Source organism: Bradyrhizobium sp. NBAIM18, from assembly GCF_020193825.1.
GTDB lineage: Bacteria > Pseudomonadota > Alphaproteobacteria > Rhizobiales > Xanthobacteraceae > Bradyrhizobium > Bradyrhizobium yuanmingense.
Genome location: NZ_JADYVO010000022.1, coordinates 17,667 through 43,368, shown reverse-complemented (window position 1 = coordinate 43,368; position 25,702 = coordinate 17,667). Strand labels below are relative to the sequence as shown.

The following is a 25,702-nucleotide window of genomic DNA, read 5'->3' as shown; positions in this document are numbered from 1 at the left end:
CCGATTGTGCTCACACGTCGAGTGTACCTGACTTCGCGGCAGCGTAGCGCTCGCCCACGACCTTCCAATTCACCGTGTTCCACCATGCCTTGAGATAATCGGCGCGGCGGTTCTGGTAGTTCAAATAATAGGCGTGCTCCCAGACGTCGTTGCCGAGCAGCGCCCGCTTGCCGTCCATCATCGGATTGTCCTGATTGGGCCTTGTCTCGATTGCGAGCTTACCCTCCTTGCTGACGGTCACGAACACCCAGCCCGAGCCGAACACGCGCCCGCCGGCAGCGTTGAAGTCCGTTTGCAATTTCTCCATGCCACCGAGATCGCTGTCGATCGCGGCGAGCAGGGCACCTTCCGGCTTGCCGCCGTTCGGTCCCATGATCTGCCAGAACATCGTGTGGTTGGCGTGGCCGCCCATGTTGTTGCGGACGCCAGTGCGGATCGCGTCGGGAACGGCGCCGAGATTGCCGAGCACTTCGCCGACCGGCTTTCCCGCGATCTGCGGATTGTCCTTGGCGAAATTGTTCAGGTTGGTGACGAACGCCTGATGATGCCGGTCGTGGTGGATTTCCATCGTCTTGGCATCGATATGCGGTTCCAGCGCATTCGCCGGATAGCCCAAAGGATCAAGCTTGAACGGCCCTGCGGCGGCTTGCGCAAACGCCATGCGCGGGGCAGCGGCAGCCGCGACGAGGCCGGTTGCAGTGAACATGAGGCGGCGCCGGGATATGGACGTCATTTGGTTCTCCTGTCTTGGGACGATCCGCTGATGAAGCGTACGGCGGTACGATAGTTACGCAACACCAACCATTCCGGGTTTCGAACGCGGTCACTCCGACGCTGCGGCGGAAGCGCGCATGGCCTGCGACGATGCAGGCAGCACGGCAAAGAAAAAGGGCGGCCTCTCGGCCGCCCTTCGCGTTTCCGGACTGTCGCGAGGCCTTACTCGCCGGCGGCTTCGCGCGGGGCCTTCTCGCCCTCGCCGCCCTTGTCCTTGCCTTCGAGGTCTTCGCCCGTGGTCTGGTCGACCACCTTCATCGACAGGCGGGTCTTGCCGCGGTCGTCGAAGCCGAGCAGCTTGACCTTGACCTTGTCGCCTTCCTTGACGACGTCCGAGGTCTTCTGCACGCGATTGGCCGCGAGCTGGCTGATGTGGACGAGACCATCCTTGGAACCGAAGAAGTTCACGAAGGCGCCGAACTCCATCACCTTGACGACAGTGCCGTCATAGATCTGGCCGACTTCCGGATCGGACGCGATCGACTTGATCCACTTGATCGCCGCCTTCATCGCCTCGCCGTCGCTGGAGGCGACCTTCACGGTGCCGTCATCCTCGATGTTGACCTTGGCGCCGGTCTTCTCGACGATCTCGCGGATCACCTTGCCGCCGGTGCCGATCACCTCGCGGATCTTGTCGGTGGCGATCTTGAAGGTCTCGATGCGCGGCGCATATTCGCCGAGCTCGGCGCGGGCCGCGGTGAGGGCCTTGGCCATCTCGCCGAGGATATGGATGCGGCCGTCCTTGGCCTGAGCCAGCGCGACCTTCATGATCTCTTCGGTGATGCCCTCGATCTTGATGTCCATCTGGAGCGAGGTGATGCCCGCTTCCGTGCCGGCGACCTTGAAGTCCATGTCGCCGAGATGGTCCTCGTCGCCGAGGATGTCCGAGAGAACCGCAAAGCGCTTGTCTTCGAGGATCAGGCCCATCGCGATGCCCGCGGTCGGCCGCTTCAGCGGCACGCCCGCATCCATCAGCGCCAGCGAGGCGCCGCAGACCGAAGCCATCGAGGACGAGCCGTTGGACTCGGTGATCTCCGACACCACGCGCGTGGTGTAGGGGAATTCATGGTGCGGCGGCAGCACCGGACGAATCGCGCGCCAGGCCAGCTTGCCGTGGCCGATCTCGCGGCGCTTGGTGCCGCCGAGGCGGCCGGTCTCGCCGACCGAATAGGGCGGGAAGTTGTAGTGCAGCAGGAACGTTTCCTTGTACGTCCCGGACAGCGCGTCGATGTACTGCTCGTCCTCGCCGGTGCCGAGCGTGGTCACGACCATCGCCTGGGTCTCGCCGCGGGTGAACAGCGCCGAGCCGTGGGCGCGGGGCAGCACGCCGACCTCGGCGACGATGTTGCGCACCGTCTTGCTGTCGCGGCCGTCGATGCGCTTGCCGGTATCGAGGATATTCCAGCGAACGATCTTGGCCTCGAGCTCCTTGAACACGCCGGCGACACGGAGCTTGTCGTATTTCGGCTCCTGGCCCTCCGGGAAGTAGTGGGCCATCACCTTTTCCTTGGCGACGCCGACGGCGGCATAACGCTGCTGCTTGATCGGAATCGCGTAGGCGGCGCGCAGCTCCTGTTCGACCAGGCCGAGCATCTCCTTCTCGAGCGCGGCGTTGTCGATGACGGTGACTTCGCGCGGCTCCTTGGCGGCCTTCTCGGCGAGCTCGATGATCGCGTTGATGACCGGCTGGAAGTGGCGGTGACCGAACATCACCGCGCCGAGCATGATGTCTTCGTTCAGTTCCTTGGCTTCCGATTCCACCATCAGCACGGCGTCGGCAGTGCCGGCGACGACGAGGTCGAGCTGGGTGTCGACCATCTCGTCGAGCGTCGGGTTGAGGATGAACTCGTCGTTGGCGAAGCCGACGCGGGCTGCGCCGATCGGGCCCTTGAACGGCACGCCGGACAGCGTCAGCGCCGCGGAGGCCGCGACCATCGCCACGACGTCGGGATCGTTCTCCATATCGTGCGACAGCACGGTGACGATCACCTGGGTCTCGTTGCGCCAGCCGTCGACGAACAGCGGGCGGATCGGTCGGTCGATCAGGCGGGAGACCAGCGTCTCCTTCTCGGTCGGACGGCCCTCGCGCTTGAAATAGCCGCCGGGAATGCGGCCCGCAGCGTAGGCCTTTTCCTGGTAATCGACGGTCAGCGGCAGGAAGTCGACGCCTTCGCGCGGCGCCTTCGCCGCGACGACGGTGGCGAGCACCACGGTCTCGCCATAGGTGGCGACGACGGCGCCGTCGGCCTGGCGGGCGATCTTGCCGGTTTCGAGCTTGAGTGGGCGTCCGCCCCAGTCGATCTCGACTGAATGCTTATTGAACATAGAGGTCTTCTTTCATGGGTTCTCGAAAGAAGGGACGGCCCTCGAAAAACAAAAACCATGCGCAAGATTGCGGGACGCTGATCGGAGCGGATGATCAGCGTCCTGCGATCCTGCCATGGTTTTTGGATGTCGGATGGCGTCCATCCTTTCGGGTCATACGGGCGCCTTGCCCGTTGTGCCCAGCCGCCGGATTGCTGCTGGACTGTCAGTCGGCACGACTGCGAACACCGAACCGCGGTCTTCGCCGTTCATGCCCGGATGCCGGCCGCCAACGACCTGCATCCGACGTGCGCGCAACCTCGATCAAAAAGCTTAAAACAAGCGCTTTCGTTCGAAACCACGCGCGAAAACGCGCGCCGGTGGCGCGCGCAGGAACTCTTAACGACGAATATTGTGCTTCTCGAGCAGCGCCTTATACCGCGCCTCGTCCTTCTTCTTGAGATAGTCGAGGAGCGAGCGGCGGGTCGAGACCAGCTTCAAGAGGCCGCGACGCGAATGGTTGTCCTTCACGTGGGTCTTGAAATGGTTGGTGAGGTTGTTGATGCGTTCCGACAGGATCGCGACCTGAACCTCGGGCGAGCCGGTGTCGCCGGCCTTGGTGGCATTCGTCTTGATGACTTCCGCTTTGCGTTCTGCGGCAATCGACATCGTCAATTTCTCTCGTTGCGACCGGGGCTGGCAGTCAGGCCGGTCAGGTTGAACACACGCTTGGGGATGATTTCGCCATTGCCAACTTCGGCAAGCGCCAAAAGACGGCCTGCCACCGTGACATAGACTGTGCCGCTACAAGTGGGCGCATCCCGTCCGCGCAACAAAACGGCCTGGCCCCGATGGAGCCTTGCCGCATCAGCCCGAGTGACGGCCAGTGCCGGGATGTCGTCCAGCGCGGTCTCAACGGGCAAAAGCGCGTCGGCGAGGCTGCCCTCGCCGGACGCGGCTCTATCGCACAAAGCCTCCAACTGATCCAGCGGAATCATGTCGTTTTCGCCAAATGGGCCGACCAGGGTCCGCCTCAGCGCGCAGATATGGCCGTAAGTGCCGAGAATCCGGCCCATATCGCGGGCGAGCGCCCGCACATAGGTGCCCTTGCCGCATTCGGCCTCGAACACGGCCCGGTCGTTATCTGGTTGATCGACAAGGGTTAAATGGTGAATTTCGACAGGGCGAGGGGCCAGTTCCACGATCTCGCCGTCGCGGGCGAGGTCATAGGCGCGCTCGCCCTGGACCTTGATCGCCGAATAGCGCGGCGGGATCTGCTCGATCACCCCGGTGAAGCGGGGCAGCAGGGCCAGGATCGCCTCCCGGCTTGGGCGCTGCTCCGAGGTCGCGGTCACCCGGCCCTCGATGTCGTCGGTGTCGCGCTCCTCGCCCCAGCAGACCGTGAAGCGGTAGCGCTTGCGGCCGTCCATCACGAAGGGGACGGTCTTGGTGGCTTCCCCGAGCGCGATCGGCAAGCCCCCCGAGGCGAGCGGATCGAGCGTGCCGGCGTGTCCGGCGCGCTTGGCGTTGAACAGGCGCTTGAGCACGGCGACGGCCTGCGTCGAGGTCATGCCGATCGGCTTGTCGAGCACGACCCAGCCATGGACGTCGCGGCGGTCGCGGCGGACCTGGTTGCCCTTCTGCTGCTTGGCGCGCGGATCGTTGTTGACGCGGCGCGGCTCCTGATGCGGCTGCGAATTGCCGCCCATCTCCGCGAAATCGTTGGTCTGCGCGTCGCGCTGATCGGTGTCGTTGCCGCCGATCGTGCCGTGAGCGGGGTCCATGGTCATTGCTCTTCTTCCCGATCCGAATGCGGATCCTGTTCCAGGTCCTTCTGCACCGCAGGCGTTCGCAAAAGCTTCTCGATCCGTTCCGCTTCGTCGAATCGTTCGTCGACGCGGAAGCGAATGTCAGGTGCAAATTTCAGGTTAACGCGCCGCGCGACCTCGCCGCGCAAGAACTTCTTGTTGCGCTCGAGCGCAGCGATGACGATCTCGGTGTCGCGGCCACCGAGCGGCATCACGTAGACCGTCGCGAGCTTCAGGTCGGGCGACATCCGCACCTCCGGCACGGTGATGATGTGACCTTCGAGGTCGGCATCATGCACATTTCCTTGCGCCAGAATATCGGCCATCGCGTGGCGAACCTGCTCGCCGACGCGCAACTGACGCTGCGAGCCGCCGGGCGCGGAACTCTTCTTCTGATGATGCCGTGGCATTTTCGAAAATCACCTCGTCATGCCCGCATCTGGGACACGGGCATTGTCATTTGTCCTGTTGAAACGAAGAGGGGTGGATGGCCGGAAAAATCCGGCCATCGCACTCCCGCAATCTCAGTTCAAAAAGATCCGAACGCTTCGGTAAGATTTGGACTTACAGGGAGCGCTGGATCGTCTCCACGCGATAACACTCGATCACGTCACCGGCACGCATGTCGTGATAGTTCTCGAAGGCCATGCCGCATTCCTGGCCGGACTGGACTTCCTTCACCTCGTCCTTGAAGCGCTTCAGCGTCGACAGCTTGCCTTCGTGCACGACGACGTTGTCGCGGATCAGGCGCACATTGGCGCCGCGCTCCACGGTGCCGTCGGTGACACGGCAGCCGGCGACCTTGCCGACCTTGGAGATGTTGAAGATCTCCAGGATCTCGGCATTGCCCAGCATGGTTTCGCGCAAGGTCGGCGCGAGCAGACCGCTCATCGCCTTCTTCACGTCGTCCACGAGGTCGTAGATGATGTTGTAGTAGCGGATCTCGATGCCGTTGCGCTTGGCGGCCGCAGCGGCCTCCTTGTTGGCGCGAACCGAGAAGCCGATGATCGCGGCGTTGAAGCCTTCGGCCAGCGTCACGTCGGATTCCGAGATGCCGCCGACGCCGGCATGCAGGATGCGGGCGGCGACCTCGTCGGTGCCGAGCTTCTCCAGCGAGCCGAGGATGGCTTCCAGCGAACCCTGCACGTCGGCCTTGACGATCAGCGGGAATTCCTTGCGGCCCGCCGTCTTCAATTGCGACATCATCTGCTCGAGCGAGCCGCGCATGCCGGAGATCGAGGCTGCCGCGTTCTCGCGCTTCTGGTGCGCGCGGTAGCTGGTGACCTGGCGGGCGCGGGCTTCGTTCTCGACCACCGCGAGACGATCGCCGGCCTCGGGCGGGCCGTTGAAGCCGAGCACCTCGACCGGCACCGAGGGGCCGGCCTCCTGCACGGTCTCGCCCTGATCGGAGATCAGCGCGCGGACGCGGCCCATTTCGGCACCGGCGACGATGATGTCGCCGACGCGAAGCGTGCCGCGCTGCACCAGCACGGTCGCGACCGGACCACGGCCGCGATCGAGCTTGGCCTCGATCACGGTGCCTTCGGCCGGACGCTCCGAATTGGTCTTGAGGTCGAGGATTTCGGCCTGCAGCGCGATCATCTCGAGCAGCTTGTCGAGATTGGTCTTGTTCTTGGCGGACACCTCGACGTCGACGACTTCGCCGCCGAAGGATTCCACCTGCACCTCGTGCTGGAGCAGCTCGGTGCGCACGCGCTCGGGCTTGGCGTCGGGCTTGTCGATCTTGTTGATGGCAACGATGATCGGCACGCCGGCCGCCTTGGCGTGATTGATGGCTTCGACCGTCTGCGGCATCACGCCGTCATCGGCCGCGACCACCAGCACGACGATGTCGGTCACCTTGGCGCCGCGGGCGCGCATCGCGGTGAACGCTGCGTGGCCGGGCGTGTCGATGAAGGTGATCTTCTTGCCGGTCTCAGGCGATGTCACCTGATAGGCGCCGATGTGCTGGGTGATGCCGCCGGCTTCGCCGGAGACCACGTTGGCGTGACGGAGCGCGTCGAGCAGCGAAGTCTTGCCGTGGTCGACGTGACCCATGACGGTCACCACGGGCGAACGGGTCTCGGTGTCGGTCGAATCGTCGGTCGCGTCGAACAGACCTTCTTCAACGTCGGACGCAGCAACGCGCTTGACGGTGTGGCCGAGCTCTTCGGCAATCAGCTGCGCGGTGTCGGCGTCGATCACGTCGGTGATCTTGTGCATCGCGCCCTGCTTCATCAGCATGCGGATGACGTCGACCGCGCGCTCGGACATGCGGTTGGCGAGTTCCTGGATGGTGATCGCTTCCGGAATGACCACTTCGCGGATGAGCTTTTCCTTGGGCTCGTTCGAGGCGTGGCCCTTCAGGCGCTGGGTGCGGCGGCGGAACGAGGCGATCGAGCGCTCGCGCACCTCATCGGCATTGAGCGCGGTGACGACGGTCAGGCGGCCGCGCTCCTTCTGCGGGCCGGGCTTGTGGGTGGGCTTGGGGGCTACCACGGGACGCGCGGCGCCGCCGGGACCGCGACGGATCTGGCGCGGCGCCTCGTCGTCGTCAGCCTCGGCCGCAACGGCGGGGCCGCGGCCAGCCGGTCCACCCGGACGCTGTGCGGTCGTCGCTGCAGGACGCGCCGTCGTGGTTCCAGGACGCGCTGTGGTGGTGGTTCCAGGCCGGGACGCAGGCGCACCGGGGCGCGGTGCGGAGGCGGCCGGTGCCGCCGCGGCGGGACGCGGTGCGGACGGCTGCTCGCCTTCGCCAAAACGCTTCTTGGCCTCGGTCTCGGCCTTCCGCTTGGCTTCGTCCTCGTGACGGTGGCGCTCTTCCTCGGCCTTGCGGCGGGATTCGGCGGCTTCGCGCTCGGCGCGCTCGGCAGCCTCACGGGCGGCGCGGCGCTGGGCCTCTTCCTCGGCCTGGCGGCGTTCCTCGACCTCGCGCAGCTTGGCATCGGCCAGCGCGCTGGCACGGGCCGAACGCTCATCCTCGGTGAGGGTGCGAAGCACCACGCCGGAACCGGCGTTGCGCGGCGGGGGCGGAGCCGGACGCGACGGCGCGGCGGGTGCGGCCGGCGCCGGCTTTGCCGTCACCTCGGGCGCGTGCGGTTCGGGTCCATCGCCAATGCGGCGCTTGCCGCGCTTCTCGACCACGACCTGCTTGCTGCGGCCATGGCTGAAGCTCTGGCGCACGGTGCCCGTTTCGACGCGCGGCTTGAGCGATAGCGTCTTGCTCGGAACGCTCAGCTTCTTGTCGCCAGGGGTCTTGGTATCAACCATTCAGCAGTCCTAATCCTGATTTATCAGTGTTGTGCGTTGCCGCACCATCCAATCGGGTCGTCGTTGTCTCTCAGAAATCCTGGCCGGGTTTTTCGGCAGTCTTGTCGTTGTCCGCCATCCGGTATCGGACCAGGATCTGGCTACGTGACAGGAATGACTTGCTCGCCGGGCCCGCGAGCAGGGCAGCATGTATCACATTTGACCGGGTCAGTGCCAAATCCAATTCTACCGATTTCAGAGCGGTGACGACGGGAATCTGCGCCTTAGCACCGCGATTCCCGGCATTCTGACGCGCCAGCATGTCCAATTTGCGGATTCCGTCCGCGGCCCCGTCGCTGGCATGGATCAGGACCTCGGCCGTTCCTTCCCGAAGGGCGCTCTCGACCTTGCCGAAGCCGGCCACGACCTGGCCCGCCTTGGCGGCGATCCCAAGGGCTTCGATCACGCTCCGGACCAGGAGCGCCTCGATGTCGGTGGGAAGCGTCTGAGGGATGCGCAGCTCGCGCTTGAAGGCCTTGCTAAATTGGTGACGCCGCACCGCTTCCGCAACCGTCTTGCGGGAGGCGGTGAGCCACATCCCGCGTCCGGGCAGCTTGCGCTTGAGATCGGGAACTATTTGTCCGTCAGGCGATGCGACGAAGCGGATCAGCTCGTCGATCGGCCGGACCTCGCGGCTGACCGCGCACATGCGCATGGTCGCGGACCTTTCGGTCCGCGGGCCATGGTCAAGTTCGAGGTCGGAATCTGCAAGCATCCGGGCGACATTCTCCTTTGCCCTTAAGCCGGCTGATCTTCGGTCGCCTCGGCCTCTTCCGCGGGCTTGGCGAGATCGGCCTCGGTGATCCAGCCGGCCTTGACGCGGGCCTGCATGATCATCGCTTCGGCGTCGTCACGGGAGATGTCGATGCCGTCCAGCGCACCGGCGTGCTTGGTCGGCTCGCTGCCTTCCTTGCGCTCGGTCCAGCCGACCAGATCGTCGGTGGCGCAGCCGGCGAGGTCCTCGACGCTCTTGATGTCGTTCTCGCCGAACTTCACCAGCATCTTCGAGGTCACGCCGGGCACGTCCTTGAGCGCGTCCTCGACGCCGAGCTCCTTGCGCCGCGCCTCGAGCTCGGCTTCCTGCTGCTCCAGATATTCGCGGGCGCGGTTCTGCAGCTCCTGCGCGGTCTCCTCGTCGAAGCCCTCGATGCCGGCGAGCTCCTTGACGTCCACCATCGCGAGCTCCTCGACCGAGGTGAAGCCTTCGGACGCCAGCAGCTGGCCGACCACTTCGTCGACGTTGAGCGCTTCCATGAAGACGCGGGTGGAGTTCTCGAAGTCGGCCTGGCGGCGCTCCGATTCCTCCTGCTCGGTCAGGATGTCGATGTCCCAGCCGGTGAGCTGCGAGGCCAGGCGCACGTTCTGGCCGCGGCGGCCGATCGCCAGCGAGAGCTGGTTGTTGGTGTCGGGCACCACGACCTCGATGCGCTCGCGGTCCTCGTCGATGACGACCTTGGAGACCTCCGCCGGCGCCAGCGCGTTGACCACGAAGGTCGCGATGTCCGGCGACCAGGGAATGATGTCGATCTTCTCGCCCTGCAATTCGTTCACCACGGCCTGCACGCGCGAGCCGCGCATGCCGACGCAGGCGCCGACCGGATCGACCGAGGAATCGCGGGAAATCACGCCGATTTTCGCGCGCGAGCCGGGATCGCGGGCCACCGCCTTGATCTCGACGATGCCGTCATAGATCTCCGGCACTTCCTGCGCGAACAGCTTTGCCATGAACTGCGGATGGGTGCGGGAGAGGAAGATCTGCGGGCCTCTCGTCTCGCGGCGGACGTCGAAGATGTAGGCGCGGACGCGGTCGCCGTTGCGGAATACCTCGCGCGGCAGCATCTCGTCGCGGCGGATGATGGCTTCGCCGCGGCCGAGATCGACGATCACGCTGCCATATTCGACGCGCTTGACGACGCCGTTGACGATGTCGCCGATGCGGTCCTTGAATTCCTGGTACTGCCGGTCGCGCTCGGCCTCGCGCACCTTCTGCACGATGACCTGCTTGGCCGATTGCGCGGCGATGCGGCCATATTCCAGCGGCGGCAGGGTGTCGGCGATGGTGTCGCCGACCTGCGCGCCGGGATTGGCGCGCTGCGCGTCCACCAGCGAAATCTGGTTCGAGTGGTTCTCGACCTTGTCGACCACCAGCATGTGGCGCGACAGCCGCAGCTCGCCCTTCTTCGGGTCGATCTCGGCATGAACGTCAGTCTCGCTGCCGTAACGGGCGCGCGCCGCCTTGGCGATGGCGTCCTCCATCGCCGCGATGACGATGCCGCGGTCGATCGACTTTTCGCGTGCGACGGCGTCGGCGATCTGAAGCAATTCAAGTCGGTTGGCGCTGACTGCCATGGCTAGTCTCCTTGGTCAGGCTCGATCTCGCCGCGCCGCGCGCGTTCGGCGGCAAGGCGATGTTTCTTCGTGTTGGTCGGGGCCGGCTTCTTCTTCGGCTTGGTGTTCTTGGTGGTCTTCTCGCTGATCCTGGCGTGCGGTGCCTGCGGCGGCTCCAGACCGAGATTACGCCGCATCTCGCGCGCCTCGGCCTTGCCGCGGCGCATGGATTCGGCGATCAGCTCATCGGTCAGCACCAGCCGGGCATCGCCGATATCCTCCATCGTCAGGAGAACGTCGGCATCGTCGCCAGCCTTGGCATCGTCGCGATGCAGATGCACGCGGTCGCCCTCGACGGCGCCGAGCGTGCCGCGGAAGCGCTTGCGCCCCTCATGCGCGACCGCCATCTCGATCTTAACCAGATGCCCGGAATAGCGCTCGAAATCGGAGCGGCGCACCAGTGGGCGGTCGATTCCCGGCGAGGAGATCTCGAGGCGATAGGCGCGGTCGATGGGATCGGCGACGTCGAGCACGGGCGACAGGGCCCGCGAGATCGCCTCGCAATCCTCGATCTGCATCGAGCCGTCCGGCCGCTCGGCCATGATCTGCACGGTGCAGCCGGCTTCCCCGGAAATGCGGATCCGCACCAGGCGGTAGCCCATGCCCTGCAGCACGGGACTTGCCACCGCGGACACCCGTGCCGCGACGCCGGGCTCGACCACGAGCCGCGGCTCGGCCAGCAATTCGGCATCCGTGGAACCAGGGTTCGGTTCGGTCATGTCCAGGGTCAGAGCGCTCGTTGGTTAAGGCTTGGGTTAAGGCTTGGTTACGATGTCAAAGCCCGCTTCGGAACCTTCCCGACGACGCGTCGGGCGCATCTCCCGCCGAGCCGCGTTCAGGTAATAAAAAAGAGCGGGTCCTTGCGGGCCCACTCTCACTACGCGGATCGTATGAGAAGATGAATTGGCGCTGATATAGCCCTTTCCGCTCCTCCGGACAAGGCCCATTGCAGCGGGAACGGGGCCTTTTTGCGCCCGTCCGCGGGCCCTGCGCAACGCTTCCTTCACCAAGCAGGCCTAGATTCCCCGATTGTGGGGCGGCTTGGACCAAGCGCGCACCCGCGGCGTGCCCCGTTCGAGTTGCGTTTTCATGACCGTTGCCACGTCGCTCATTCCTGGACTGGACGATATCGTCAAGCGCGGCGATCCGCGCCGCCGCGGCGAGATCGCGCGTGCCATCTCCCAATTGTTCTTCCGGGATGCGGACAAGCTCCGCCCCGAGCTGATCGATCTGTTCGACAATCTCCTGATCGATCTCGTGCCCCATGCCGAGCTGGCATCGCGCGTCGATCTGTCCGAGCGCTTCTCGCGCCTGAACAACGCGCCGCCACACCTCGTCAATCAGCTCGCGCGCGAGAACGAGATCATGGTAGCCGGCCCGGTGCTGCGCCGCTCGCCCGTGCTCGAGGAGGCGGCTCTGGTCGAGATCGCGCGCCTGAAGAGCCAGGGCCATCTTCTGGCGATGACGGAGCGTCCCGCTTTGACTCCTGCAGTCACCGACGTGCTGGTCGAGCGCGGCGATCGCGACGTGGTGCGCCGTGCCGCCGCCAATGCCGGTGCGGTGTTCTCGCCGGGCAGCTATTCCGAGATGATCAAGCGCGCGGCGCAGGACGGCGTGCTGACGCTGAAGATCGGCCAGCGCAACGACCTTTCCGGCGAGCACTTGAAGCTGCTGCTGGACGGGACGCTCGACGTCATCCGCCGCCGTCTCTCCACCGTGGTCAATCCCGCGCGCCAGGCCGAGATCCAGCGCGCGATGGCCGCGATCGAGGAGGCCGCGTTGCCGCCGGGCCCGCGCCGCGATTTCTCCGCGGCACAGCGCACCGTGCTGACCTTGAATCGCGAGGGCCATCTCGGCGAGAGCGCGCTGCTCGGTTTCGCCAAGGCGCACAAATACGAGGAATCGGTCGCCGCGCTGTCGGCGATGTCGGGCGTTCGCCTCCAGACCCTCGACCGCCTGATCGCGGGCGACCGCTACGATCCGCTGCTGATCCTGGGCCGCGCGCTGAACCTCGGTTGGCCCACGGTGCGCGCGCTGATCCTGCTCTGGTACGGCTCGAACCGCATGCCGGCCGACGCCGACATCGAGGCCGCACGCATCAACTTCACGCGCCTGATGCCGACGACCGCCGAGCGCGTCGTGAATTTCTGGCGCAACCGGCAGACGACTTGAAGAACAGGTTTCGTCGTCATGGCCGGGCTTGTCCCGGCCATCCACGTTCTTCGTGCCATTGAAAGAAAGTACGTGGATGCCCGGGACAAGCCCGGGCATGACGACTGCAGATGGATCGCGCGAAAAAAATTTACACCCGCCGAAACCGCAGATAAGCCGCCTTGCGTCCCTCGCGCGCGGCCTTTCGGCCGTAGCGCGTCATGGTGTAGCCCGGCCATGGAAGCCGGAAATCGTCGGCGCGTTCGGCAAGCCAGACGAAATCGGGCGAGCGCGCAAGATGCGACAGCGTCCAGGCGCAGTAATCATCGATGTCGCAGACGAAGCGGAATTCACCATTCGGCTTGAGCACGCGCGCCATCGCCGCGATGGTGCGGTCCTGGACGAAGCGCCGCTTCCAGTGTCGCCGCTTCGGCCAGGGATCGGGATGGATCAGGTCGATCCGCGACAGCGACTCCCTGGGAAGCCAGGCCAAGAGCTCGGCGGCATCGCCCGCGAACAGGCGGATGTTGCCGATGTTGGCCGCCTCGATCTGCGCGAGGATCTTGGCCATGCCGTTGACATAGGGCTCGCAGCCGATGAAGCCGGTGGCGGGAAAGTTTTGGGCCTCGGCCGCGAGATGCTCGCCGCCGCCGAAGCCGATCTCGAGCCTGACGTCGTCGGCTGCGGGATCGAAGATGTCGCGCGCGTCCGCCGGCGCCTCACCGTCGATATCGAGGGCAAGATGCGGCAGCAGCTGCTCGATCAAGCCGGCCTGGTGCTGCCTCAGCTTGTGACCCTTGCGGCGCCCGAAGAAGGCGCGCTCGCTGTCGTCGCGGTCGGGGCTTGATTTACGTTCGCTCATCGCAGCGTCTGATACAGCCGATGGAGCAGCCGCGCGCGCGGGGCCAGCGAGGAGACATAGAGCTGCTCATAATGGGTGTGCGCGCCCTTGCCGTCGACACCGAGCCCGTCGAGAGTTGCGGTGAAGGGAGCGGTGAAATTGCCGTCCGAGCCGCCGCCGGTGTGGGTGTCGATCAGCTCGAAGCCGATCTCGCTGGCGAGCGTCCTGGCATGCTCGTACAGCGAGGCGCCTGCATTGCTCTTCTCATAAGGCGGCCGGTTGAGCTCGCCGGTGACCGTGACGGTGACGCCGTCGGTCTTCGATCGCAGTTCGAGGATCTTGCCGACAAACTCGTCCGCGTCCTTGAGGCTCACGACGCGCAGATCGACTTCCGCATAGGCATCCTCGGGCGTGACGTTGGGGCGCGTGCCGCCGCGCACCACGCCGACATTGACAGTCACGCCGCGCGCAAGATCGTTCATCCCCTCCAGTGCCAGGATGACGTTGCCGAGTTCGCGGACGGCGCTGCGGCCGTCTTCGGGCCGCGAGCCGGCATGCGCGGGCACGCCCTTGATGAACACCCGGAAGCGTCCGACGCCCTTGCGCCCGGTGACGATCTTGCCGCCGTCGCGCGCCGGCTCGGTCACCAGCACGTATTTGGCCTTGCGTCCTTCCTGCTCGATCAGCGCGCGCGAGGTCGGGCTGCCGATCTCCTCGTCGGAGGTGAACAGATGCGTGATGCCGAGCGGCGAGCGATCGCCTGTCGCGCAAAGCGCACGGAAGGCGTGGTGGGCGATGTAGGCGCCGCCCTTCATGTCGTAGATGCCCGGACCGAACGCGACGTCGCCTTCGACCTTGAACGGCAGGCGCTCGATGAAGCCGATGGGATGGACGGTATCGAGATGGCTCAGCACCAGGATGCCCGGCTGATCCTGCCCCCAATTCGTGCGCGCCACGAGATGATCGCCGCAGCCGTCCGTGCCGGCGATGCGTTCCAGCGTGACGGGCAGGTCGCGGTATTGCTCCGCGACTTCGGAGACCAGCTTGTTGACCTGTTCAGGTGCTTCCGTCGGCGTCTCGATCTCCACCCAGCGGCGAATGCCATCGAGAATAGTTTGTGAATCGAACCAATTGGAGCCGGTCATGGACGCATCTGTGCCTTTGAATCGCATCATCGAAGCGGACGCGCATCAAAGCGCGGTCGTAAATGACGACATAGGCCAGATTTGATGCAGTCTCAAATCGCCGTGGACATGAGCGTCAGCGCTTGTCGGGACCTTCGCGGGCCGCAATCTGCTCGACGAGATCGACGATCGAGCGGCGCATCTTCGAATCAGTGATTCGCGTGAACGCCTTGGTCAAAGCGAGCCCTTCGGAGGTGGCGAGAAAGTCCGAGACGTAAGAGGGCGAGGCGCCTTCGCTGAAGCCATCCGGACCCGGCACGCCGCTCGGGCCGCCCTCGAACAGGAAGGACACCGGCACCTGCAGAATCTCCGCGATCTGCTGGATGCGGCTCGCGCCGACCCGGTTGGTGCCCTTCTCGTACTTCTGAATCTGCTGGAAAGTCAGGCCCAAAGCTTCGCCGAGCTTCTCCTGGCTCATGCCCAACATGATGCGGCGCATGCGCACGCGACTGCCGACATATTTGTCAACAGGGTTGGGCGCTTTCGACATTTCCTCAGCCCTCCAAACATCACCTTCGGCGCAATGATCAAGCATGCCTCGGGTGCAGCATCGTCAAAATCACACCCTGTTATTGGGAAACATTGCGGAGAAATTTAGCAACGCACCACTGTCTTTTGCAGCCGGTGCAGAATGGGGAGCCCGCGTGCAGTCTGTCAACCGTGGGACTACGGTTGTCAAAGGATTCCGGCCGCTGCGGCGGAGGTGCGATCAGGGCTGGCGTTTGCCTATTCGTCGGCGGACCGCCAACAGCACGGCCACCGCGACGAGCATGATTGCGGGCACATCACCCACCCGTGCATAAACGGTCGGTGGGATCGCCGCCGGCAGGTTTGCGTCCAAAATACTTTCGAGGCCGAGACCGAGGCTCGCGACGGTGCGGCCGACCGGATCGATCACTGCGGAGATGCCGGTATTGGCCGAGCGGACCAGCGGCAATCCGAGCTCGATCGCGCGCATCCGCGACTGTTCCAGATGCTGGTAGGGACCGGTCGAGATGCCGAACCAGCCGTCATTGGTCAGGTTCACGATCCAGCCCGGACGTTCGTTGCGTACAGCCACTTCGTCGGGAAAGATCGCCTCGTAGCAGATCAACGGCAACACGGGCGGCGCGCCGGCAACGGGGAGCGCATGCCGCACGGTGCCTGGAATGAAGCCGCCGCGCACACGCGTCAGTTGCTCGAAACCGAGCTTCTCCATCAACGACTGGTACGGAAGAAATTCTCCGAACGGTACCAGATGCAGCTTGTCGTACACGGCGAGCACGCTGCCGTCGTGATCGATCACGTAGATCGAGTTGTAGGCGCGCGTGATCGGCGTGCCCCGCGGCACATCGGGCGCGCGGACCGATCCCGTGATAAGCACCGTGCCCTTCGGCAACAGATCGGCGATTTGCGCCATCGCGTCGGCTTCGCGGGTCAGGAAGAACGGAAAGGCGGATTCCGGCCAGATCAGGATGGTGGCATCGCGCACGCCGGTCGATTGCGGGCCGGAGGCGCGGTCCGACAGCGCAAGGTACTTCTTCATCACCTCCGGCTTGGCGGCATAGTTGAATTTCTCGTCCTGCTGCAGGTTGGGCTGCATCAGGCGCAGCTTGGCGCCGGATACGATCGTGGTCGGATGCAGCGACAGGCGGATTGCGCCAAAGATGCTCATGACAAGCAGGAGCGCGACGGCCGCGGCCGGCACCCGCCATTGCAGGCGCCGATCCGGCGTGCGGTCGATCAGCGTCGCCGGGCTCGCGAAGATCGCAATCGTCAGGAACGTCATGCCCCACAGGCCGATCAGCGAGGCCGTCTGCGCCAGCGGCAATGGCTCGGACAGCGCATAGCCGAACGTGTTCCAGGGGAAGCCGGTCAGCGCATGGCCGCGCAGCCATTCGCTGATGGTGAGGCTCGCTGCGAGCGCCAGCACGCGCGTGGCGTTCTTGCTCCAGAGCAGGCGCGCCAGCGCAAAGCCCATTGCCGTGAATATCGACAGATAGGCCGGCAGGCCCAGCACCGCGAACGGCGTCAGCCAGGCGAATGTGTCGGCTTCGACGAAGAAGGCGTAGCCGATCCAGTAGAGCCCGGGCACGAAATAGCCGAGCCCGAACCAGTAGCCGGTCAGGGCGGCGGCGGGGACGCCGCCATAGCGGCCGGCCCCGGCGCCGTCGATCAGCCAGACCAGCACCGGGAAGGTGACGAACAGCACCGGAAAGAGATTGAACGGCGCCAGCGCCAGCACCGACAGCGCTCCGGCCGCCATGGCGATGATTGCGCGCTGCCATCCCCAGGTGAGGATGATGGCGAGCGCAATTTGCCGAAGGCGCTGCGATGGGCTCACTGCGAGGCGGCCCCGTCGCGCGGCGGCGATGTCGGCGTGTCGCTGGCCGGCGCTTGTCCGCTCTCCGGCGTGGCTTCACGCCGCCGGCTCTCGCGCTGGGTGCGGGGCGCCGGGCGCTCCTTCCGCGGCGCGATGCGCAGCCGCTTGACGCGGCGCGGATCGGCATCGAGCACCTCGACCTCGTAAGTGCCGGGGCCCGAGATCACCTCACCGCGCACCGGCAGGCGCCCGACGAAGCTGACGAGATAGCCGCCCAGCGTCTCCACCTCCTCGCCGGCCTCGCCGGTGACGAAATCCTCGCCGATCACCGAGCGGACGTCGTCGAGGCTGGCGCGGGCGTCGGCGATGAAGGCGTTGTCGGGCAGGCGCACGATCGAGGGCGGCTCGTCGCTGTCGTGCTCGTCGTCGATCTCGCCGACGATCTGCTCGACGATGTCCTCAATCGAGACCAGCCCGTCGCTGCCGCCATATTCGTCGACCACCAGCGCCAGATGGATGCGCGAGGCCTGCATCTGCGCGAGCAGGTCGATCGCCCGCATCGACGGCGGCACGTAGAGCAGCTTGCGGATGATGTGCGCCTCGTGAAGCGGCAGCGCGAGATCGACCGCGCGCAAATCGAGCCCGGCCGGCAGCGGCTTCTTGCGCTTGGTCTTGGTGGCTTCCGACACGCGGGCGCGCGCGGTCATGAAGGCGAGCAAATCGCGGATGTGGACGATGCCGACCGGATCATCGAGCGTCTCGTTGAAGACGACGAGGCGCGAATGGCCGGCGCTCTCGAAGCGGTCCATCAGTTCCCCGAGCGGGATGTCGCGCTTCACCGCGACGATGTCGGCGCGATGCACCATGACGTCGGCGATCCGGCGCTCGTGTAGGCTGAGGATGTTGCGCAGCATGGTGCGCTCGACCGCGGAGAAGCCGGTGTCGTCGGGCGTCGAGGCGTCGAGCACGACCTGGAGGTCGTCGCGCACCGAGCCCGCCTTCCAGCCGAACAGCGTGCGGATGGCGCGCAGCAGCCAGCTTTCAGCGCTCGGGCGCAGCACCTCCCCCGGCGTCACCACGGCCGGCAGATTGGCCGTGGTGCGGGGATTGTCGTGGGTAGGCTCGGAATCGGGCATCTCAGTGCGTCCCCGGGCGGTCGGCATAGGGATCGGGGATGCCGAGATGGGCGAGGATCTCGGTTTCGAGCGCTTCCATCTCCTCGGCGTCGTCCTCGTTCTCGTGGTCGTAGCCGATCAGGTGCAGGAAGCCGTGCACGGCGAGGTGGCTCAGATGATGGTCGAACGGCTTGTGCTCCTCGTCCGCCTCGCGCCGCATGGTCTCATAGGCGATCGCGATATCTCCGAGCATGCGCGGCGCATCGCCCGGCTTCCAGGCGCCCTCCGGCTGCAGCGCCGGGAACGACAGCACGTTGGTCGGCTTGTCGATGCCGCGCCAGTTGCTGTTGAGCGTGCGGATGCCGGCATCATCGGTCAGCATCACGGCCACTTCGGCGTCGGCAACGTCCTCGTCGACGCTCTCGGCGGCCGCCGCCAATGCGCGCTGGATCACGGCTTCGGAATCGGGCTCGCGGTGCCAGCAATCGGCGACGACGAGGACCTCGGTCATGGGAAGGTTGGAATGGGACATTGTGTTGTCTCGGACGAAGGGCGCCGTGCTCGCGCCCTCTTGGGTCCGGTGCTGCCTCGTCAGGATTGACCGGTGGCCGGCCGCTGCGGCGGCCCTTCATAGGCGGCGACGATCCGCGCCACGAGCTCGTGGCGGATCACGTCCTCCGCCTTGAAATGAACCTGGGCGATGCCCTCGACGCCGCTCAGGAGGCGGGTCGCCTCGGCCAGGCCCGAGGTCTGGCCGTTCGGCAGGTCGATCTGCGAGGGATCGCCCGTCACGATCATGCGGCTGTTCTCGCCGAGACGCGTCAGGAACATCTTCATCTGCATCGAGGTGGTGTTCTGGGCCTCGTCCAGGATGATGGCGGCGTTGGTCAGCGTGCGGCCGCGCATGAAGGCGAGCGGCGCGATCTCGATCTCGCCGGTTTGCAGCGCGCGCTCGACGATGCGTGCATCCATGAGATCATAGAGCGCATCGTAGATCGGCCGCAGATAAGGATCGACCTTCTCGCGGAGATCGCCGGGCAGAAAGCCGAGCCGCTCGCCGGCTTCCACCGCCGGGCGCGACAGGATGATCTTGTCGACCTCCTTGCGCTCGAACAGCTGCGCGGCATGGGCGACGGCGAGCCAGGTCTTGCCTGTGCCGGCCGGGCCGATGCCGAACACCAGCTCGTGCCGCTTCAGCGCGCGGATATACGAATCCTGGGCGGCAGTGCGCGCCCGCACCGGACGCTTGCGCAAATTGATGCTGTCGAAGGTCGATTTGGCAGATTTGGCGTCGAACTCGAACAGCGAGCCCTGCGCGATCACGGCGCGGATCGCACCCTCGACCTCGCCCTGGTCGAGATCGTGCCCCTTCGCGGCCTGCGCGTAGAGCATCTCCAGCACGCGGCGCGCGGCGTCGCAGCCGTCGCGGGTGCCGCCGATGGTGATGTGGTTGCCCTTGGAATCGACCACGACGCCGAGCCGCCGCTCGATCTGCGCCAGGTGCTGGCCGTACGGGCCGACCAGCGCGGAAGCGGCGCGGTTGTCGTCGAAGTCGATGACGACCTGGGTCTCGGGCGGAACTTGCATGTCGCGGTCAAATTTGCGGCTGGGAGCGAACGAAGACGAATCCGATGCGCTTTTGGGCAAGGGTTCAGGCTCCACTGGCTTGCGATAAAGCGGGCTCGCGCGCCTTGCGCGGCGTCACGAGCTCGCCGAGAAAACTGTAGCGCTCGAGGCTGTCGATTCTGACAGGCAGGATCTGTCCGATGATGTCGGGCGGGGCCATCACATGGGCGGGCTGGAGGTAGGCGGTGCGGCCCACGATCTGGCCCTCTTTGCGCGCAGGACGCTCGAACAGCACGTCGACCGTTGAGCCAATCGCGGCCTTGTTGAAGGCCGATTGCTGGCTGTCGATCAGTTCCTGGAGCCGCTCCAATCGCTGGTCCATCTCGGCGGGGGACACCGTCTCCTGCATATCCGCGGCCGGCGTTCCCGGCCGGGCGGAGTATTTGAACGAATAGGCCGCAGCGTAGCCGATTTGCGTGACAAGCGCGAGGGTGGCGAGAAAATCTTGCTCGCTCTCGCCGGGGAAGCCGACGATGAAATCCGATGAAAAAGCAATGTCTTGGCGTGCGGACCGGAAACGGTCGATCACCCGCCGGTAATCATCGGCGGTATGTTTGCGGTTCATGGCCGCCAAAATGCGGTCCGAGCCCGACTGCACCGGCAGGTGCACGAACGGCATCAGGGCACCGAGATCGCGATGGGCCGCGATCAGGCTGTCGTCGACATCGCGGGGGTGGCTGGTCGAATAGCGCAGCCGCGCGATGCCGGGAATCGCCGCCAGATGTTCGAGCAGCCGGCCGAGCGGCCAGGTTTTACCGTCGGGCCCGTCGCCGTGATAGGCGTTGACGTTCTGCCCGATCAGCGTGAGCTCGCGCACGCCGTTGTCAGCGAGCCGCTTCACGTCCTCGACGATCTTCGCCACGGGGCGCGACACCTCCGCCCCTCGCGTATACGGCACGACGCAGAAGGTGCAGAACTTGTCGCAGCCTTCCTGCACCGTGACGAAGGCGGAAATGCCGCGCGCGCGGATCGCGTCCGGCTTCGGCTGGGCCAGGAAGGCGAACTTGTCGGCGGCGGGAAACTCGGTCTCGATCGCGCGGCCTTGGTCGTCGGCGCGCTTCAACAGCTCCGGCAGATGATGATAGCTCTGCGGTCCCACCACGACGTCGACGACAGGCGCGCGGCGCACGATCTCCTCGCCCTCGGCCTGCGCCACGCAGCCGGCCACCGCGATCTTCATCGCGCGGCCGGCACGCGCGGCCTCGTCCTTGGCGACGCGCAGGCGGCCGAGCTCGGAATAGACCTTCTCCGAGGCCTTCTCGCGGATATGGCAGGTGTTGAGGATGACGAGGTCGGCATCCTCCGCGCTCGCCGTCTCCACGAATCCTTCCGGGGCCAGCGTGTCCACCATGCGCTGGGCATCGTAGACGTTCATCTGGCAGCCATATGATTTGATGTGCAGCTTGCGCGGCGGCGTCATGGAACCCGAAATGGAGGTGGAGGACGGCCCTCAGATATAGGCTGGAGGGCCGAAAATCCAGCGAATGCGGCCATTTCCGCCCGTCATTCCGGGGCGCGACGCAGTCGCGAACCCAAAATCCAGAGGTTTTACTGCGAGATTTCCGGGTTCACGCGCGTCGCGCGCGCCCCGGAACGACCGTCCGGGGCGAAAATCAGCCCCCCAGAGCGTCCGCCTCGACCCGCCGGACCAGCTCCGGCAATTGCCGCATATCGTCGAATGTCAGGTTGGCGCCTGCGGCGCGCAACCGTTCGGCGTGACCCGGCGGGCAGTGGCCGCCGCCGTGAAAACCGAGCACCGTCATCCCGGCGGCCTGCGCGCCTGTGACCCCGGGGACGCTGTCCTCGATCACAAGACACCGCTCGGGTGTGACCTTCATCTGCGCGGCGGCGAACAGGAACAGATCGGGCGCGGGCTTGCCGCGCGCAACCTGGCTCGCGGAAAAGATGTTCGGGGCGAGCAGGTCGTAGAGCCCGGCGCAGGTCAAGCCGTGGTGGATCTTGTCCGGCGTGCCGCTCGATGCAACGCATTTGGGCAGGTCGATCGCGGCGATCGCTGCCGCGACATGGATGATCGGCTGCAGATCGCTGGCGTAGAACTGCAGCGTGGCCGCATTGATCTGCTGCTCGAGATCGTCGGGAAGACTGCGGCCGATTTCCTGTTCGACCATCCGCCGTGCGTCTTTCTCGGACACGCCGAGGAATCGGACCAGCACCTGCTCCGACGTGATCGGATAGCCGTGCCGCGTCAGCACGTCCGCATGCGCGCGACAGGAGATCACCTCGCTGTCCACGAGCACGCCGTCGCAATCGAAGATGATGAGGTCGATGGGCACTAAATCAATTCGTCGGCTTGTCGTCGTCGAGCGGGACGCAGTAGAGCTCGAGCCGGTGGTCGACCAGGCGATAGCCGAGCTTGCGAGCGATCTCCGCCTGCAGCTTTTCGATCTCCTCGGAGGTGAACTCGATCACCTTGCCGTCGCGCAGGTTGATCAGGTGGTCGTGATGGCTGTCGCGCATCTGCTCGTAGCGCGCGCGGCCCTCGCGGAAATCGTGGCGTTCGATGATGCCGGCGTCCTCGAACAGTTTCACGGTGCGATAGACCGTCGAGATCGAGATCTTGTCGTCGACCGCAACGCAGCGCCGGTACAGTTCCTCGACATCGGGATGATCGATCGCTTCGGCCAGCACGCGGGCGATGACGCGGCGCTGCTCGGTCATGCGCATGCCCGTTGCGGCGCAGCGCGCCTCGATCTCGGATGTCTTGGACGCAGAAGAATGTTTCAGTGTGGTCATAGCGTTGTCTGCCTGGGCGGGCGCTTTCTGCCACCGATGTTACGACAAGTCACGCCGCATCAGAAGGGCGTTCAATTGTTCCCCGTTGGGCTGCTTATAGTAGCGATCGCGGCGTCCGACCACCACGAATCCGGCTCGATCGTAAAGCCGCCGCGCCGGCTGGTTGTTCTCCTCCACTTCCAGAAATATGGTGCGTACGCCGCGCCCGGCGAGGTGGCCGAGATGGGTCATCAGCAGCGTGCGGGAGAGGCCGCGGCCGCGATAAGCCCCGTCCACCGCGATCGAGAGAATCTCCGCTTCGTCCGCGCCGATCCGCGACACCGCAAAGCCGATCGTCTTGCGGCCGAGCCGCAAGCGATGCACCAGCGTGTTGCGCTCGCTCATCATGCTCTCGAACTCGCCTTCGCCCCAGCCGTGCGCGAAGGAGGCGCCGTGCAGCTGCGCGAGGCGCGCGGCATCGCGCATGGTCGCGGGCTCGACGGCGGCGGTGCCGCCGCGCCACCACTCCGACAGCCATCCCATCATGAGGTCGCGGCTTGTGCTGCGAGCAGCGTCCGTGCTGCCGGCTTGGCGTCGGGCGCTTTCAGATAGAACGGCCGCGCCGGATTGGTGTCGGGATTGGCCGCCGCACCGAGCCAGGCGACCCAGCTGATGTCGGGCGCGGGCTGCGCGTCGACCGCGACGGGTTGCGGTCCGTCCTTCGGCCAGCGACCTGCGAGGATCCCGGCGGCATTGCCGACCAGATGCGGCGCGCCGAATTGCGAGGCCGCGATCGCCGCGTCGATAGAGGCGACACAGGGGCGCACCAGCTGGCTGCCGTCGCCGGCGACGATCTGGAAATAGACGTGATCGTGCCGCGCATCGATCGCAGAGATCACCGGCACCGTTCCGCTCTTGGCGACGACCCCAGCGGCATAGGCCGACAGCGTCGTCAGCCCGATCGCCGGCCGTTTCGCCGCCAGCGCAAGGCCCCGCGCCGCCGAGATGCCGACGCGCAGGCCGGTGAAGCTGCCGGGCCCGACGGTGACGGCGATGCGGTCGAGCGAGGTGAAGGCGAGGCCGGCCGATTGCATCACGCGCGCGATCATCGGCATCAGCGCCTCGGCATGGCCGCGCTTCATCAGCTGCGATTCCCGTGCGAGGAGCTCGCCGGCGTCGGTGTCGAGAACGGCGGCCGCGCAGGCTTCGAGCGCAGTATCGATGGCAAGGATCAGCATGATGGAGCAAATGGCGAGTGGCGAATGGAGAACACTCTAGCGAACCAGGCGCCTGTCCGCCATTCGTCAGGCAGGATTTGCAAGCTCCCGATATGCCCTCTTGCGAGCCGGCAAAGGCGCGCCTTGCGGACAAGCCGCCTTGCCCGCCGGTGAGCAGGATTATCCCTCGCGTGCGTTCCTGAATTCCTTGGTCGCCTTGTCCAGCACGAACAGCGATCCCTCCGCCACGCCGAAATAGGCGCCGTGGGTCTGCATCCGGCCGCTCTCCACGGCCTTGCGGACGAACGGGAAGGTCATCAGGTTTTCCAGGCTGCGGAACACGGCGGCCTTCTCGATGCGCTCGACGAACTGCGCCATGGTCTCGTGCTCGCGCTGCTCCACAACCTCGCCCGGCTTGATGAACATCTGCATCCAGCGGCCGATGAAGTCGCCGGGCGTGAGCGGCTCGATCTTGTCGATGAAGGCACGGATGCCGCCGCATTGGGCGTGGCCGAGCACCACGATGTGCTTCACCTTCAGCACTGTCACCGCAAACTCGAGCGCTGCCGAGACGCCGTGAGCGCCTTCGTCAGGCTGATAAGTCGGCACCAGATTGGCGATGTTGCGGACGACGAAGAGCTCGCCCGGCCCCGCATCGAAGATCACCTCGGGGGAGACCCGGGAGTCGCAGCAGCCGATCACCATGGTCTCAGGCGACTGCCCTTTGACCGAGAGCTCGCGGTAGCGGTTCTGCTCGGTCGGCAGCCGCTGGGTGGCGAAGGCCTTGTAGCCTTCCAGCAAGTGCGTCGGGAATGTCGTCATGGCCCATGCCTAATCACATACCGCCAAGGCCGACAAGCCTTTCGAATGGGCAGGCCAAATGCTATCGCCTGGGGGACGATAGACCAGGAAGGAACGCCAGCATGACCCGCCCGCGCCGCAGCCATCTGTTCATGCCCGGCTCCAACCCGCGCGCGCTGGAAAAGGCGCGCAATCTCGCCGCCGACGGACTGATCCTCGACCTCGAGGATTCTGTCGCCCCGGAGCCCAAGGCGGTGGCGCGCGACGGCATTGCGGCGGCGATCGCCGCCAAGGGATTTGGCAGGCGCGAGGTCCTGATCCGGACCAACGGCCTCGACACGCCCTGGTGGGCAGATGACGCCGCCATGGCCGCCAAGGCCTCGCCGGACGGCATCCTGGTTCCAAAAGTCTCGAGCGTCGAGGATCTCGACGCCATCGGCCGCAAGCTGGCCGAGCTCGGCGCCGCGCCGACCGTCAAGGTCTGGGCCATGATCGAGACCGCGCGCGCCGTGCTGCATGCCGAGGAACTGGCCGCCGCCGGCCGCGATCCCTCGCGCCGTCTCTCGGGCTTCGTGTTCGGCCCGAACGACATCTCGCGCGAGACGCGGATCAGGATGCTGCCGGGCCGCGCCGCGATGATCCCGATGATCACCCATTGCATCCTGGCGAGCCGCGCGCACGGCCTCGAAATCCTCGACGGTCCCTACAGCGACATCGCCAATTCCGACGGTTTCGCCACCGAATGCGCGCAAGGCCGCGATCTCGGCTTCGACGGCAAGACCCTGATCCACCCCTCCCAGATCGACGCCTGCAACGCCATCTTCACCCCGCCTGAGGAGGAAGTCGCCCGCGCGCGAAAAATCATCGCGGCGTTCGAACTGCCGGAGAACGCCTCGCGCGGCGCGATCCGCCTGGATGGTGCGATGGTGGAACGCCTGCACGCCGACATGGCCCGGCGCACGATCGCGATTGCGGACGCGATCGCGGCGATGGGGAAGGGCTGAGGGGGCGCTCCCGGATCATCGCCTGGGCCGATTTCCCTTCGGTATCGACATTCCGCAGACGACGGTGCTCCTGTGCCGGCATTTTTGTAATTTAGATCACACAACGCGGCGGGGTTGCTCCGATAGATTTGCGTCGTTTGAATAT

Annotated in this window: 24 protein-coding genes; 2 read left to right on the top strand and 22 right to left on the bottom strand. The window is 65.7% G+C overall.

All coding sequences use genetic code 11. From position 1 onward, the window contains the following. Window positions 1-10: 10 nt before the first annotated feature. The 9 genes from I6F17_RS31685 to rimP all read right to left on the bottom strand — a co-directional run bounded on the left by I6F17_RS31685 (window position 11) and on the right by rimP (window position 11,302). Window positions 11-733, bottom strand: a complete 723-nt coding sequence (locus I6F17_RS31685; RefSeq protein ID WP_276573265.1) for a superoxide dismutase — start codon at window positions 731-733, stop codon at window positions 11-13. 203 nt (window positions 734-936) lie between these two features. Continuing rightward, window positions 937-3,099, bottom strand: a complete 2,163-nt coding sequence (gene pnp / locus I6F17_RS31680) for a polyribonucleotide nucleotidyltransferase (RefSeq protein ID WP_225129589.1) — start codon at window positions 3,097-3,099, stop codon at window positions 937-939. 378 nt (window positions 3,100-3,477) lie between these two features. After that, window positions 3,478-3,747 carry a 30S ribosomal protein S15 gene (gene rpsO, locus I6F17_RS31675; RefSeq protein ID WP_008540131.1) on the bottom strand — a complete coding sequence of 90 codons (270 nt, stop codon included), beginning with the start codon at window positions 3,745-3,747 and terminating at the stop codon, window positions 3,478-3,480. A 2-nt stretch (window positions 3,748-3,749) separates the two neighbouring features. Beyond that, entirely contained in the window at window positions 3,750-4,868 is a 1,119-nt protein-coding gene (truB, locus tag I6F17_RS31670; RefSeq protein ID WP_036040861.1) for a tRNA pseudouridine(55) synthase TruB, read from the bottom strand. Then, entirely contained in the window at window positions 4,865-5,296 is a 432-nt protein-coding gene (gene rbfA / locus I6F17_RS31665; RefSeq protein WP_036008998.1) for a 30S ribosome-binding factor RbfA, read from the bottom strand. The genes truB and rbfA overlap by 4 nt, the downstream gene beginning before the upstream one ends. Window positions 5,297-5,450: 154 nt before the next feature. After that, window positions 5,451-8,156, bottom strand: a complete 2,706-nt coding sequence (infB, locus tag I6F17_RS31660; RefSeq protein ID WP_225190459.1) for a translation initiation factor IF-2 — start codon at window positions 8,154-8,156, stop codon at window positions 5,451-5,453. A gap of 70 nt (window positions 8,157-8,226) precedes the next feature. After that, window positions 8,227-8,910, bottom strand: coding sequence for an RNA-binding protein (locus I6F17_RS31655; protein WP_225129594.1), 684 nt, complete (start codon window positions 8,908-8,910; stop codon window positions 8,227-8,229). A 23-nt stretch (window positions 8,911-8,933) separates the two neighbouring features. Beyond that, entirely contained in the window at window positions 8,934-10,544 is a 1,611-nt protein-coding gene (gene nusA, locus I6F17_RS31650) for a transcription termination factor NusA (protein ID WP_225129596.1), read from the bottom strand. 2 nt (window positions 10,545-10,546) lie between these two features. Then, complete coding sequence (rimP, locus tag I6F17_RS31645; RefSeq protein WP_225129598.1) at window positions 10,547-11,302, bottom strand: ribosome maturation factor RimP; 756 nt, start codon at window positions 11,300-11,302, stop codon at window positions 10,547-10,549. A gap of 370 nt (window positions 11,303-11,672) precedes the next feature. Here rimP and I6F17_RS31640 point away from each other — a divergent pair, with 370 nt between their 5' ends. Further along, window positions 11,673-12,755: a DUF2336 domain-containing protein gene (locus tag I6F17_RS31640; protein ID WP_225129600.1), complete on the top strand. Its 1,083-nt coding sequence runs from the start codon at window positions 11,673-11,675 to the stop codon at window positions 12,753-12,755. Window positions 12,756-12,885: 130 nt separating this feature from the next. Here I6F17_RS31640 and trmB read toward each other — a convergent pair whose 3' ends face one another. From trmB to I6F17_RS31575, 13 genes are all read right to left on the bottom strand, one after another. After that, window positions 12,886-13,596 carry a tRNA (guanosine(46)-N7)-methyltransferase TrmB gene (gene trmB, locus I6F17_RS31635; RefSeq protein ID WP_225129603.1) on the bottom strand — a complete coding sequence of 237 codons (711 nt, stop codon included), beginning with the start codon at window positions 13,594-13,596 and terminating at the stop codon, window positions 12,886-12,888. Further along, a complete protein-coding gene (locus tag I6F17_RS31630; RefSeq protein WP_225129605.1) occupies window positions 13,593-14,750 on the bottom strand; it encodes a M20 family metallopeptidase in 1,158 nt (385 codons plus the stop codon). The genes trmB and I6F17_RS31630 overlap by 4 nt, the downstream gene beginning before the upstream one ends. 85 nt (window positions 14,751-14,835) lie before the next feature. Beyond that, a complete protein-coding gene (locus tag I6F17_RS31625; protein ID WP_018319423.1) occupies window positions 14,836-15,249 on the bottom strand; it encodes a helix-turn-helix transcriptional regulator in 414 nt (137 codons plus the stop codon). Between the two features lie 219 nt (window positions 15,250-15,468). Continuing rightward, the gene (gene lnt / locus I6F17_RS31620; protein WP_225129608.1) at window positions 15,469-17,082 is read right to left on the bottom strand and encodes an apolipoprotein N-acyltransferase; all 1,614 of its coding nucleotides are present in this window, start codon (window positions 17,080-17,082) and stop codon (window positions 15,469-15,471) included. After that, window positions 17,079-18,197, bottom strand: coding sequence for a hemolysin family protein (locus I6F17_RS31615; protein ID WP_225129609.1), 1,119 nt, complete (start codon window positions 18,195-18,197; stop codon window positions 17,079-17,081). Before I6F17_RS31615 ends, lnt begins: the two co-directional genes overlap by 4 nt. 1 nt (window position 18,198) lies before the next feature. Further along, the gene (gene ybeY, locus I6F17_RS31610; RefSeq protein WP_225129611.1) at window positions 18,199-18,708 is read right to left on the bottom strand and encodes an rRNA maturation RNase YbeY; all 510 of its coding nucleotides are present in this window, start codon (window positions 18,706-18,708) and stop codon (window positions 18,199-18,201) included. 59 nt (window positions 18,709-18,767) lie between these two features. Beyond that, entirely contained in the window at window positions 18,768-19,763 is a 996-nt protein-coding gene (locus I6F17_RS31605) for a PhoH family protein (protein WP_225129613.1), read from the bottom strand. 64 nt (window positions 19,764-19,827) lie between these two features. Continuing rightward, window positions 19,828-21,222 (bottom strand): tRNA (N6-isopentenyl adenosine(37)-C2)-methylthiotransferase MiaB, encoded by a 1,395-nt coding sequence (miaB, locus tag I6F17_RS31600; protein WP_225190458.1) that lies wholly within the window; start codon window positions 21,220-21,222, stop codon window positions 19,828-19,830. 193 nt (window positions 21,223-21,415) lie between these two features. Next, on the bottom strand, window positions 21,416-22,096 hold the full coding sequence (locus tag I6F17_RS31595; protein ID WP_036040808.1) for an HAD family hydrolase: 681 nt from the start codon (window positions 22,094-22,096) through the stop codon (window positions 21,416-21,418). 4 nt (window positions 22,097-22,100) lie between these two features. Further along, window positions 22,101-22,556 (bottom strand): Fur family transcriptional regulator, encoded by a 456-nt coding sequence (locus I6F17_RS31590; protein WP_036008950.1) that lies wholly within the window; start codon window positions 22,554-22,556, stop codon window positions 22,101-22,103. Window positions 22,557-22,595: 39 nt separating this feature from the next. Beyond that, window positions 22,596-23,081, bottom strand: coding sequence for a ribosomal protein S18-alanine N-acetyltransferase (rimI, locus tag I6F17_RS31585; protein ID WP_036008947.1), 486 nt, complete (start codon window positions 23,079-23,081; stop codon window positions 22,596-22,598). After that, on the bottom strand, window positions 23,078-23,773 hold the full coding sequence (tsaB, locus tag I6F17_RS31580; protein ID WP_225132012.1) for a tRNA (adenosine(37)-N6)-threonylcarbamoyltransferase complex dimerization subunit type 1 TsaB: 696 nt from the start codon (window positions 23,771-23,773) through the stop codon (window positions 23,078-23,080). Before tsaB ends, rimI begins: the two co-directional genes overlap by 4 nt. 159 nt (window positions 23,774-23,932) lie before the next feature. Then, a complete protein-coding gene (locus I6F17_RS31575; RefSeq protein ID WP_036008941.1) occupies window positions 23,933-24,574 on the bottom strand; it encodes a carbonic anhydrase in 642 nt (213 codons plus the stop codon). A 101-nt stretch (window positions 24,575-24,675) separates the two neighbouring features. Between I6F17_RS31575 and I6F17_RS31570 the strand changes: the two genes are divergently transcribed. Beyond that, window positions 24,676-25,557, top strand: a complete 882-nt coding sequence (locus I6F17_RS31570) for a CoA ester lyase (RefSeq protein WP_225132011.1) — start codon at window positions 24,676-24,678, stop codon at window positions 25,555-25,557. Window positions 25,558-25,702: the final 145 nt, after the last annotated feature.